The organism is Pseudomonas sp. NFACC16-2, from assembly GCF_900119205.1.
Lineage (GTDB): Bacteria > Pseudomonadota > Gammaproteobacteria > Pseudomonadales > Pseudomonadaceae > Aquipseudomonas > Aquipseudomonas fluorescens_Q.
This window is the reverse complement of sequence record NZ_FPIX01000023.1, coordinates 92030-103076: the sequence shown is the minus strand read 5'-3', so window position 1 is coordinate 103076 and position 11047 is coordinate 92030. Positions and strand designations below refer to the sequence as shown.

Genomic DNA, 11047 nt, shown 5'->3' with positions numbered 1-11047 from the left:
AAAGGGTTGAACGCACCATGTTCTTGGCGTTTAGGTGATAACGATGGGGTTCCAGCGACTGTGAAGCTGTCGCCAACGTGCGCAAGCTTTTAGCTTGGACAAGCTGACCGTAAATCAGCGTGATAAGTAGATCCCAGGAAGTGAACTGCTTAGCGTAACGATCAGCACCACAGCGTTTGACGGCTGCCTTGAAGAGCTGATGAGGAAGGGCCTGGAGCATTTGTGCAAATCGCGTGCTGCTGAACATGGGCGAAAATCGAGTCTGAAAAACCTGATTATTGCTTAAGACGCAGGCACAGCAAGGGGGAGCAAGCTCCCCCTTCAGTTTTTACCGGACACTAGTGACGCAGAGCGTGGGAACGAGCACAAGCAATTGCTCGCCCGGCCTTCTGAAAGTCTCGTAGGAATCTGCTCTCCGTGGCGAGGGAGCTTGCTCCCGCTGGGCTGCGAAGCAGTCCCCTCTTTTCGTCAGACCGACCCCATACCCAGGATTTACGGCGGCTGCGCCACCGAGCGGGAGCAAGCTCCCTCGCCACGGGGTTTGCGGGCGTCCTACAGGTCGGTTGTTGCGTCAAAAATTCCCTTCTATAGTTCGGTTCACCTGCTGGCTTTGGTCAGCGGAGGGTTTCGCAGCCCTATCGAGGAATATGTGGCATTTCTTTTTCTTCGAGGACTTCAACCTTATGACGACAAAGCAATCATCCAGCAGCTTCACCCCACTCACCCCAACCGCCACCACCCACCCCGTCCTGTTCATCGATAAAACAGCCCCACTGACCGAACTCCACGCCTGCGCCAGCGAACGCCTGCACGCCACCCTCGACTACCTGACGCTCATGGCCTGCACCACACTGCGCGATTCAGCCGAGACCGACATCAACACCATCACCAACATCGCCCGAATCATGGTCCAGGATGTGGCGGATGTTTTTGGAGTGATTGAACAGCGCGGGCTCGAAGGACAGTAAAAATCCTACGGGATGAGTCTGCTCGCGACAGTGTTGGCGCAGCGGCAAGGGCTGTTGACTGACACGCCTTTAACGCGAGCGGACTCGCCTACCATCCGCCTACAGTCATCGCTGACTCAGGAAAGTCATGTGCATATTCTCCAGAGCAGAGTAGGATTAAATCCTATCTTATCCAGGATACCCATTATGCGTAGCACTCAACAGTTCAGCATAACGCTGCCTAACCAGATGGCCGACGTGGTGAAAGCCAAGGTTGCTGCCGGTGAATACGCCACTGAAAGCGAAGTCATTCGTGATGGCCTCCGGGCGCTGCTGGCCCGTGATCGCGCTTTGGAAAACTGGCTCGTAGGCCAAGTAGCCCCCGCTTACGATGCATTGAAAGCTGACCCCTCACGCGCGCTGAGCATCGATGAAGTTCGCTCCCGATTGGCGGCAGAGCACCAGAATGCCACTATCCAATCGTAATGGCGTATAGCGTTGATTTTGTCCCGGAAGCCCTTGAGCAGTTAGCTGCGCTCTATCGCTACATTGCCACGGCGGCTTCGCCAGAAACCGCGCAGCGGTATACCAACGCCATCGTGACCTATTGCGAAGAACTACGAACGTTCCCGCACCGAGGCAACCAGAGGGACGACATACGCCCGGGGCTGCGTATCACAAACTACCGCAAGCGGACCGTGATTGCCTTTGTCGTTGATGCCAAGCAGGTTTCCATCTTGGGCGTTTTTTATGGGGGGCAGGACTTTGAGGTCGCTTTGCAATGTGAACTGGACGATTAACGTGCAGTAGACCCTGTATCGTTGATGTCCTTCGCGAGCAAGCTCGCTCCACAGGAGGAACGCGTTCACCCTAAACCAGGTCGGCTATAAGGCCGCCTCGCAGTGGACGTTGATCTCGGACGCCCCATTAACCATGATGGCCGAACGCAGGCATTGCGCAGTGGGCAACCCGGCATGGATGCCGGGTTAGCCGCGCTGGGCCATGGATGGCCCTTCGCGGCGGCCCACGGAGCAATGCCGGAGTGAGGACATGCCGAGCCTAGGCGAGGCACCGAGTGGTGGGGCAAAAGCGTTTTGCTTACTTTTGACTGGGCCGGCTTCCGGGCTTCTCAAAAGTGAGACGCCGTAAGGGCGGAACCATAAGAAGCCGTTACCGCAGCAACGGATATACACACAAATTCCACCCATAAAAAACCCGCATCACTGCGGGTTTTCTCACACCACTAAAGCCTCAGTTGACCTTAGCGTTCAACTCACCCTTCAAATACCGCTGATACATCGCTTCCAACGAAATCGGCTTGATCTTCGAAGCATTACCCGCCGTCCCAAACGCCTCATACCGCGCAATGCACACATCACGCATGGCCGTCACGGTAGCGCCAAAGAACTTACGCGGATCGAACTCACTCGGGTTGGTCGCCATCAAACGACGCATGGCACCGGTAGAGGCCAGGCGCAGGTCAGTGTCGATGTTGACCTTGCGCACGCCGTACTTGATGCCTTCGACGATTTCCTCAACCGGCACGCCGTAGGTTTCCTTGATGTCGCCGCCGTACTGGTTGATGATCGCCAGCCACTCTTGCGGTACCGAGGAAGAACCGTGCATCACCAGGTGGGTGTTGGGGATGCGCTTGTGGATTTCCTTGATGCGGTCGATGGCCAGCACGTCGCCGGTAGGCGGCTTGGTGAACTTGTAGGCGCCGTGGCTGGTGCCGATGGCGATGGCCAGGGCGTCGACCTGGGTTTTCTTGACGAAGTCGGCGGCTTCTTCCGGGTCGGTCAGCATCTGGCTGTGATCCAGCATGCCTTCGGCGCCGATGCCGTCTTCTTCACCGGCCATGCCGGTTTCCAGCGAGCCCAGGCAACCCAGTTCGCCTTCCACGGAAACGCCGCAAGCGTGGGCCATGGCCACGGTCTGCTGGGTGACGCGTACGTTGTACTCGTAGTCGGTCGGGGTCTTGCCGTCTTCGCCCAGGGAACCGTCCATCATGACCGAGCTGAAGCCCAGCTGGATGGAGCGCTGGCAGACGTCAGGGCTGGTGCCGTGGTCCTGGTGCATGCACACCGGGATGTGCGGGAACTCTTCGATCGCCGCCAGGATCAGGTGACGCAGGAACGGCGCACCGGCGTATTTGCGGGCACCGGCCGAAGCCTGGACGATCACCGGAGAGTCAGTCTTGTCAGCGGCTTCCATGATGGCGCGCATCTGCTCAAGGTTGTTGACGTTAAAGGCTGGAACGCCGTAGCCGAATTCGGCTGCGTGGTCCAGCATCTGACGCATGCTGATAAGTGCCATTAGTGTGTCTCTCCCGGTCGAGGGTCGTTAATCGTGCCAGCCTGCCGGAGCGGCGGCGGCTATTCAAGTCATTGCGGATCGGGGGTCGGCCCCGGCCTGCGTGTTCGGTGAAGCAAAATCTCAAAACTATAGAGGCCCGCTCCCACATTGGACCTCCGTGGATCAATTGGCCTTGCAACCACGCCCAATCAAGTCATTGGTGGCGACCCAATACACCAGGCCTTCCTCACCCTTGACGTGAAACGCCAGCATGTCATCGCTGTACAGTGAACCTTCAGCACCCGGTTCAAGCTTGAGGCGATAAACCTTATCGGCGCCGCCCAGGCGTACATCGACTTCCTTGTGGGCGGTGTCGGCGTAGCGCCAGAGCACTTTGGCCTCGCTGTCACAGGTCCAGGTCGTCCAACCTTCAACAGGTTCGGACGAGTGTAAAAAGTCCAACTGCGCACAACCGCCCAGCAATGCCAACGCCACGACGGCGATCAAGCCTTTCATCCGTGTTCCTCGACTGACGGCACACGCCGCCGCCATGAGTTAAGAGTCAGACCCGTCAAGGACAGCCATGTTCCTTGGTCGGGGTTTGCGTCTCGTATTTGTCCAGGCCGTCCGGCCCCGAACGCTTGTTCAGCACCGGGTTGGTCTCGGCCTGCCAGTCGGCCTGGTAACAGCCATCTTCAGGCGTCGGCGTGCCGGGTTGCGGGGCCGGAGCCTGCGGGCCGCTTGAGCAGGCCACCAGCATCGTCGCCGCCAACAGCAACGGGATCGTCTTGACCATCAGAACACTCCTTTGCCTGGTCAACGCAGCTTCAGGCCTTGGCCCGGCTTTCCAGGACTTCCACGGCTGGCAACACTTTGCCTTCGACGAACTCGAGGAATGCGCCGCCGCCCGTAGAAATGTAGGAGATCTGCTCGGCCACGCCATATTTGTCGATGGCCGCCAGGGTGTCGCCGCCACCTGCGATGGAGAACGCAGCGCTGTCGGCGATAGCCTGGGCCAGCACCTTGGTGCCGTTGCCGAACTGGTCGAACTCGAACACGCCGACCGGGCCGTTCCACAGGATGGTTTTGGAAGACTTCAACAGTTCAGCGAAGTTGGCTGCGGTTTGCGGGCCGATGTCGAGGATCATGTCGTCCTCGGCTACGTCATCGATCAGCTTGACGGTGGCGGTGGCGCTTTCCGCGAATTCCTTGGCCACGACCACGTCCACTGGCAACGGTACGCTGACCTTGGCGGCGATTTCCCGGGCTGTGTCCAGCAGGTCCGGTTCGTACAGGGATTTGCCGACCGGGTGACCCGCAGCGGCGAGGAAGGTGTTGGCGATGCCGCCACCGACGATCAACTGGTTGCAGACCTGGCTCAGGCTGTTGAGCACGTCCAGCTTGGTGGAGACCTTGGAGCCGGCAACGATGGCGGCCATCGGCTGGGCAGGGGAGCCCAGGGCCTTGCCCAGTGCATCCAGTTCAGCAGCCAGCAACGGGCCTGCTGCGGCGACTTTGGCGAACTTCGCCACGCCATGGGTCGAACCCTCGGCGCGGTGGGCCGTGCCAAAGGCGTCCATCACGAACACGTCGCACAGGGCGGCGTATTGCTGGGCCAGTTCGTCGGCGTTCTTTTTCTCGCCCTTGTTGAAGCGCACGTTTTCGAACAGCACGACATCGCCGGCCTTCACGTCCACACCGCCCAGGTAGTCAGCCACCAATGGCACATCGCGGCCCAGGGCACGGCTCAGGTAATCGGCCACAGGCTTGAGGCTGTTTTCCGCCGAGAACTCACCTTCGGTCGGACGGCCCAGGTGGGAGCAGACCATCACGGCCGCGCCTTTTTCCAGGGCCAGCTTGATGGTCGGCAGCGAAGCCAGGATACGCGCGTCGCTGGTGACAACACCGTCCTTGACGGGGACGTTGAGGTCTTCGCGGATCAGTACGCGCTTACCTTGCAGATCGAGGTCGGACATCTTCAACACGGTCATGGGTCGCAATTCCTGGGTAACTGTTTAGAGAGCAGGTTTTTTTGAAGCGGTTTGCAGGTAATGCTCGGCAACATCCAGCATTCGGTTGGCAAACCCCCATTCGTTGTCGAACCAGGCCAGGATGTTCACAAGCCGAGGCCCGGAAACACGGGTCTGGCTGGCATCGACGATGGCCGAATGCGGGTCATGGTTAAAATCACAACTGGCATGAGGCAACTCGGTGTAGGCCAGAAGGCCTTTGAGCGGACCGCTGGTGGCGGCTTCGCGCAGGATCCGGTTGACCTCGGTGGCGTCGGTATCGCTCACGGTCTGCATCGTAATGTCGAGGCAAGACACGTTGACCGTCGGCACTCGCACGGCTTTGGCCTGAATTCGCCCCGCAAGTTCCGGCAGCAGCCGTTCAATGCCTCGCGCCAGACCAGTGGACACCGGGATCACCGATTGGAACGCCGAACGGGTACGGCGCAAGTCCTCATGGTGGTAGGCGTCGATCACCGGCTGGTCGTTCATCGCCGAGTGAATAGTGGTGATCGACACGTATTCCAGGCCAATGGCCTGGTCCAGCAGGCGCAACAGCGGCACGCCGCAGTTGGTGGTGCAGGACGCGTTGGACACCAGCAGCTCTTCGCCGGTCAGGCAATCCTGGTTCACACCGTAGACAATGGTCGCGTCCACGTCCGCTTCGCTGGCCATCGGCTGGGAGAACAACACCCGCGGCGCGCCGGCAGCGAGAAAACGCTGGCCGTCTTCGCGGGTGTGGTAGGCACCGGAGCATTCGAGCACCAGATCGACGTCCAGGGACGCCCAGTCGATGCCCTCGGGGGTGGCACTGCGCAGGACCTTCACGCAGTCACCATTAATATGCAGGCAATCGCCCTCGACCCGCACTTCGCCGGGAAACCGGCCGTGGGTGGAGTCAAAGCGTGTCAGGTATTCGATGCTGGCCATGTCGGCCAGATCATTGATCGCGACAATCTCGAAACCGGCCCTGGCCCCTCGCTCGAACAACGCACGCAAGACGCAACGACCAATCCGGCCGTAGCCGTTGAGTGCAACTTTGTAGGGACGCGGTTGGGGCATGGGGTTCTCGATTACCGTGGTGAATCCTGCAGTCCAGTATTGCCTGATCCTGCGCTATCGCGAGCAAGCTCGCTCCCACAGGATCGGTGGAGAACCTTGTGGGAGCGAGCTTGCTCGCGATGGCGTCAGCCCGGACGATGCAACTTTCGGATCAGTCTTCCAGCAACTCTTCAGCCTGACCCAGGATGTTTTCCAGGGTGAAACCGAATTCCTCGAACAGCGCTGGCGCAGGCGCCGATTCGCCGTAGGTGGTCATGCCAATCACGCGACCTTCCAGGCCCACGTACTTGTACCAGTAATCGGCATGGGCAGCCTCGATGGCGATCCGCGCGCTGACTTGCAGCGGCAACACCGCTTGCTTGTAGCCGGCGTCCTGGGCATCGAACACGCTGGTGCAAGGCATGGACACTACGCGCACGTTGCGGCCCTGCCCGGTCAGCTTGTCGTAGGCCTGGACGGCCAGGCCGACTTCGGAACCGGTGGCGATCAGGATCAGCTCAGGCTCGCCGATGCAGTCCTTGAGCACATAGCCGCCACGAGCGATGTCGCCGATCTGGTCGACATCACGGTTCTGGTGCTGCAGGTTCTGACGGGAAAAGATCAGCGCCGACGGGCCGTCGTTACGCTCGATCGCGTATTTCCAGGCCACTGCCGATTCCACGGCATCGCATGGGCGCCAGGTGTCCAGGTTCGGCGTGCAACGCAGGCTCGCCAGTTGCTCGATCGGCTGGTGGGTCGGGCCGTCTTCACCCAGGCCGATGGAGTCGTGAGTGAACACATACAGGACGCGTTTTTTCATCAGCGCCGACATGCGCACGGCGTTGCGGGCGTATTCCATGAACATCAGGAAGGTCGCGCCGTAAGGCACCAGGCCGCCGTGCAGCGACACGCCGTTCATGATCGCGCTCATGCCGAACTCGCGAACGCCGTAGTACATGTAGTTGCCGCTGGCATCTTCAGCGCTGACGCCTTTGCAGCCTTTCCACAAGGTCAGGTTGGAACCGGCCAGGTCGGCCGAACCGCCCAGCAGTTCCGGCAGCAACGGGCCGAAGGCGTTCAGGGTGTTCTGGCTGGCCTTGCGGCTGGCGATGGTTTCGCCCTTGGCGGCGACTTCAGCGATGTACGCCGAGGCTTTTTCGGCGAAGTCGGCCGGCAGTTCGCCGCTGAGGCGACGCACCAGTTCATTGGCCAGTTCAGGGAATTCGGCGGAATACGCGGCGAAACGCTGGTCCCATTCGGCTTCGACCGCGCGACCTTTTTCCTTGGCATCCCATTCGGCGTAAATGTCGGCCGGGATTTCGAACGGGCCATGGTTCCACTTCAACGCGGCACGGGTCAGGGCGATTTCCTCGGCACCCAATGGCGCGCCGTGGCAGTCTTCCTTGCCTTGCTTGTTCGGCGAGCCAAAACCGATGGTGGTCTTGCAGCAGATCAGGGTCGGCTGGGCGCTTTTGCGGGCGGTCTCGATGGCGGTCTTGATCTCTTCCGGATCGTGGCCGTCGACGTTGCGGATCACCAGCCAGTTGTAGGCTTCGAAACGCTTGGGGGTGTCGTCGGTGAACCAGCCTTCGACTTCGCCATCGATGGAGATGCCGTTGTCGTCGTAGAAGGCGATCAGCTTGTCCAGGCCCAGGGTGCCGGCCAGGGAGGCGACTTCGTGGGAAATGCCTTCCATCATGCAGCCATCACCCAGGAATACGTAGGTGTGGTGATCGACGACGTTATGGCCGGGGCGGTTGAATTGCGCCGCCAGGACTTTTTCTGCCAATGCAAAACCCACGGCGTTGGCCAAGCCCTGGCCCAATGGACCGGTGGTGGTTTCCACGCCTGGGGTGTAGCCGTATTCCGGGTGGCCCGGGGTGCGGCTGTGCAGTTGACGGAAGTTTTTCAGGTCATCGATCGACAGGTCGTAGCCGGTCAAGTGCAGCAGCGAGTAGATCAACATCGAGCCGTGACCGTTGGACAGTACGAAACGGTCACGGTCGGCGAAGGCTGGGTTGCTCGGGCTGTGCTTGAGGTAGTCGCGCCAAAGCACCTCGGCGATATCCGCCATACCCATGGGGGCACCGGGATGGCCGCTGTTGGCTTTCTGCACGGCATCCATGCTGAGGGCACGAATGGCATTGGCACGCTCACGACGGCTGGGCATCGCTGTTCTCCTGCGGGTATTGAATCGAGAATGAATAAAAATGGAACTGAAAAAAGGCGAGCATTTTCCCTCACCCACCCACCCTGGGGCAATGACAGATAGTCATCCTTGGGCGTTTTTCCGGTGGATAAAGTCGCATTCGCCAGGTGAAACCTTTCCGCTGATGGCTTGTAGAGTCAAGCACAGGTTGGGAAGTGCCATTTATCCACCAATATCAAAACTTTTTGATATTGAACTTGCGGTGATCCAAACCCCTCACTAGACTGCCCCACTATGAACTTACCTGCGCCTTCCATTCGCCATGACGACTGCGATGAGCTGGCGGCCCTTTGCAAGGCCGGCGGCGATCCGTTACGGCTCAATGTACTGCGCGCCCTGGCCAACGACTCGTTCGGCGTGCTGGAGCTGGCGCAGATCTTCGGCATCGGCCAGTCCGGCATGAGCCACCACCTCAAGGTCTTGGCCCAGGCGGACCTGGTGGCGACCCGCCGGGAAGGCAACGCCATTTTCTATCGCCGCGCCCTGCCCCACACCGACCTGCTGGGCGGCAAACTGCACGCCGCGCTGCTGGACGAAGTGGACACACTGAACCTGCCGACGGACGTGCAGGCTCGCATCGCCCAGGTACACGGGCAACGGGCCGCCGCCAGCCAGGACTTTTTCGCCCGGGTCGCCGAGAAATTTCGCGCCCAGCAAGACCTGATCGCCGGTCTGCCGCAATACCGCGAAAGCGTCGTGGCACTGCTCGACAAACTAAGCTTCGAAGCCACGGCCACGGCGATCGAAGTCGGCCCCGGTGATGGTGCTTTCCTGCCGGAACTGGCGCAGCGTTTCAGCCAGGTGACGGCGCTGGACAACAGCCCGGCCATGCTTGAACTGGCGCGCCAGGTGTGTGAACGCGAGGCCCTGGCTAATGTCAGCCTGCAACTGGCCGATGCATTGGATGGCATGGGCTTGCAGGCCGATTGCGTGGTATTGAACATGGTGCTGCATCATTTCGCCGCGCCGGCCGATGCACTCAGGCACATGGCCGGCCTGCTGCAACCGGGCGGCAGCCTGCTGGTGACGGAGTTATGCAGTCACAACCAGAGCTGGGCCAGGGAGGCCTGTGGCGATCTCTGGCTCGGATTCGAACAGGACGACCTGGCCCGCTGGGCCACCGCTGCGGGCCTCGTGCCCGGGGAAAGCCTCTATGTAGGCTTACGCAATGGTTTCCAGATCCAGGTTCGCCACTTTCAGCGGCCGACTGGCGACACTCACCAACGGTAACTTGTAGGAAAACATCGAGATGAGCGAATACTCCCTTTTCACCTCCGAGTCCGTGTCTGAAGGGCATCCGGACAAAATCGCCGACCAGATTTCTGATGCGGTGCTGGACGCCATCATTGCTGAAGACAAGTTCGCCCGCGTGGCGTGCGAGACTCTGGTGAAAACGGGCGTGGCGATCATCGCCGGCGAAGTCACCACGTCGGCCTGGGTCGACCTGGAACAGATCGTCCGCGACGTGATCCTCGGCATTGGCTACAACAGCTCCGACGTCGGCTTCGACGGCGCGACCTGTGGCGTGATGAACATCATTGGCAAGCAGTCCCCCGACATCAACCAAGGCGTTGATCGGGCCAAGCCTGAAGACCAGGGCGCCGGCGACCAGGGCCTGATGTTCGGCTACGCCAGCAACGAGACCGACGTGCTGATGCCGGCCCCGATCACTTTCTCGCACCAGTTGGTCCAGCGTCAGGCCGAGGCCCGCAAATCCGGCCTGCTGCCTTGGCTGCGCCCGGACGCCAAGTCCCAGGTGACCTGCCGTTACGAAGGCGGCAAGGTGGTCGGTATCGACGCCGTGGTCCTGTCGACCCAGCACAACCCTGACGTGTCCTACAAAGACCTGCGCGAAGGCGTGATGGAGCTGATCGTCAAGCACGTGCTGCCTGCCGAGTTGCTGTCCAAGGACACCCAGTTCCACATCAACCCGACTGGCCAGTTCATCATCGGCGGCCCGGTGGGCGACTGCGGCCTGACCGGTCGCAAGATCATCGTCGACAGCTACGGCGGCATGGCCCGTCACGGCGGCGGCGCGTTCTCCGGCAAGGACCCATCGAAGGTTGACCGCTCGGCGGCCTACGCCGGCCGTTATGTGGCCAAGAACATCGTCGCCGCCGGCCTGGCCGAGCGCTGCGAAATCCAGGTGTCCTACGCCATTGGCGTGGCCCAGCCTACGTCGATCTCGCTGAATACCTTCGGCACAGGCAAGATCGGTGATGACAAGATCATCAACCTGGTCCGCGAAGTGTTCGACCTGCGTCCATACGCCATCACCACCATGCTCGACCTGCTGCACCCGATGTACCAGGACACTGCCGCCTATGGCCACTTCGGTCGTACGCCGCAGGCCAAGACCGTGGGTGACGATACCTTCACCACGTTCACCTGGGAAAAAACCGACCGCGCCGACGCCCTGCGCGCCGCTGCCGGCCTGTAAGACCTGCTGGCACGAAAAAGCCCCTGGCGACTGGGTCGCCGGGGGCTTTTTTTATCAAAAAATCAAAGTCAGGCACCGCTCCTGTGGCGAGGGGATTCATCCCCGT

At 60.6% G+C, this 11047-nt stretch carries 13 protein-coding genes; 6 read left to right on the top strand and 7 right to left on the bottom strand.

What is annotated here, in order from left to right:
• The coding region (locus BT116_RS18825) for a DUF4372 domain-containing protein (protein ID WP_139271893.1) at positions 1–247 on the bottom strand (247 nt) is incomplete at its 3' end.
• Positions 248–683: 436 nt separating this feature from the next.
• On the opposite strand from BT116_RS18825, the gene BT116_RS18820 reads away from it, so the two are divergent.
• The 3 genes from BT116_RS18820 (at position 684) to BT116_RS18810 (ending at position 1747) form a co-directional block, all read left to right on the top strand.
• On the top strand, positions 684–968 hold the full coding sequence (locus BT116_RS18820; RefSeq protein WP_063325211.1) for a hypothetical protein: 285 nt from the start codon (positions 684–686) through the stop codon (positions 966–968).
• A 186-nt stretch (positions 969–1154) separates the two neighbouring features.
• A complete protein-coding gene (locus BT116_RS18815) occupies positions 1155–1433 on the top strand; it encodes a ribbon-helix-helix domain-containing protein (RefSeq protein ID WP_072346301.1) in 279 nt (92 codons plus the stop codon).
• Positions 1433–1747, top strand: coding sequence for a type II toxin-antitoxin system RelE/ParE family toxin (locus BT116_RS18810; protein ID WP_072346299.1), 315 nt, complete (start codon positions 1433–1435; stop codon positions 1745–1747). Before BT116_RS18815 ends, BT116_RS18810 begins: the two co-directional genes overlap by 1 nt.
• A 451-nt stretch (positions 1748–2198) precedes the next feature.
• Here BT116_RS18810 and fba read toward each other — a convergent pair whose 3' ends face one another.
• The 6 genes from fba to tkt all read right to left on the bottom strand — a co-directional run bounded on the left by fba (position 2199) and on the right by tkt (position 8462).
• Complete coding sequence (gene fba / locus BT116_RS18805; protein ID WP_072346296.1) at positions 2199–3263, bottom strand: class II fructose-bisphosphate aldolase; 1065 nt, start codon at positions 3261–3263, stop codon at positions 2199–2201.
• 162 nt (positions 3264–3425) lie between these two features.
• On the bottom strand, positions 3426–3758 hold the full coding sequence (locus BT116_RS18800; RefSeq protein ID WP_072346292.1) for an MliC family protein: 333 nt from the start codon (positions 3756–3758) through the stop codon (positions 3426–3428).
• A 55-nt stretch (positions 3759–3813) separates the two neighbouring features.
• The gene (locus BT116_RS18795; protein WP_063324005.1) at positions 3814–4038 is read right to left on the bottom strand and encodes a flagellar basal body L-ring protein FlgH; all 225 of its coding nucleotides are present in this window, start codon (positions 4036–4038) and stop codon (positions 3814–3816) included.
• Positions 4039–4069: 31 nt separating this feature from the next.
• Positions 4070–5233, bottom strand: a complete 1164-nt coding sequence (locus tag BT116_RS18790; protein ID WP_063324004.1) for a phosphoglycerate kinase — start codon at positions 5231–5233, stop codon at positions 4070–4072.
• Positions 5234–5257: 24 nt separating this feature from the next.
• Positions 5258–6313, bottom strand: coding sequence for an erythrose-4-phosphate dehydrogenase (epd, locus tag BT116_RS18785; protein ID WP_072346290.1), 1056 nt, complete (start codon positions 6311–6313; stop codon positions 5258–5260).
• A 151-nt stretch (positions 6314–6464) separates the two neighbouring features.
• Entirely contained in the window at positions 6465–8462 is a 1998-nt protein-coding gene (gene tkt, locus BT116_RS18780) for a transketolase (protein WP_072346288.1), read from the bottom strand.
• A 40-nt stretch (positions 8463–8502) separates the two neighbouring features.
• On the opposite strand from tkt, the gene BT116_RS30705 reads away from it, so the two are divergent.
• The 3 genes from BT116_RS30705 to metK are packed head-to-tail and all read left to right on the top strand — an operon-like array spanning position 8503 to position 10941.
• Entirely contained in the window at positions 8503–8724 is a 222-nt protein-coding gene (locus tag BT116_RS30705) for a hypothetical protein (protein ID WP_139209484.1), read from the top strand.
• Positions 8725–8735: 11 nt separating this feature from the next.
• The gene (locus tag BT116_RS18775) at positions 8736–9731 is read left to right on the top strand and encodes an ArsR/SmtB family transcription factor (protein ID WP_072346286.1); all 996 of its coding nucleotides are present in this window, start codon (positions 8736–8738) and stop codon (positions 9729–9731) included.
• A 19-nt stretch (positions 9732–9750) separates the two neighbouring features.
• The gene (gene metK / locus BT116_RS18770) at positions 9751–10941 is read left to right on the top strand and encodes a methionine adenosyltransferase (RefSeq protein ID WP_072346283.1); all 1191 of its coding nucleotides are present in this window, start codon (positions 9751–9753) and stop codon (positions 10939–10941) included.
• Positions 10942–11047 lie beyond the last annotated feature (106 nt).

Coding starts and splice junctions, on each gene's coding strand:
- BT116_RS18820 (WP_063325211.1), top strand. CDS start 684: ATGACGACAAAGCAATCATCCAGCAGCTTCACCCCACTCACCCCAACC.
- BT116_RS18815 (WP_072346301.1), top strand. CDS start 1,155: ATGCGTAGCACTCAACAGTTCAGCATAACGCTGCCTAACCAGATGGCC.
- BT116_RS18810 (WP_072346299.1), top strand. CDS start 1,433: ATGGCGTATAGCGTTGATTTTGTCCCGGAAGCCCTTGAGCAGTTAGCT.
- fba (WP_072346296.1), bottom strand. CDS start 3,263: ATGGCACTTATCAGCATGCGTCAGATGCTGGACCACGCAGCCGAATTC.
- BT116_RS18800 (WP_072346292.1), bottom strand. CDS start 3,758: ATGAAAGGCTTGATCGCCGTCGTGGCGTTGGCATTGCTGGGCGGTTGT.
- BT116_RS18795 (WP_063324005.1), bottom strand. CDS start 4,038: ATGGTCAAGACGATCCCGTTGCTGTTGGCGGCGACGATGCTGGTGGCC.
- BT116_RS18790 (WP_063324004.1), bottom strand. CDS start 5,233: ATGACCGTGTTGAAGATGTCCGACCTCGATCTGCAAGGTAAGCGCGTA.
- epd (WP_072346290.1), bottom strand. CDS start 6,313: ATGCCCCAACCGCGTCCCTACAAAGTTGCACTCAACGGCTACGGCCGG.
- tkt (WP_072346288.1), bottom strand. CDS start 8,462: ATGCCCAGCCGTCGTGAGCGTGCCAATGCCATTCGTGCCCTCAGCATG.
- BT116_RS30705 (WP_139209484.1), top strand. CDS start 8,503: ATGGAACTGAAAAAAGGCGAGCATTTTCCCTCACCCACCCACCCTGGG.
- BT116_RS18775 (WP_072346286.1), top strand. CDS start 8,736: ATGAACTTACCTGCGCCTTCCATTCGCCATGACGACTGCGATGAGCTG.
- metK (WP_072346283.1), top strand. CDS start 9,751: ATGAGCGAATACTCCCTTTTCACCTCCGAGTCCGTGTCTGAAGGGCAT.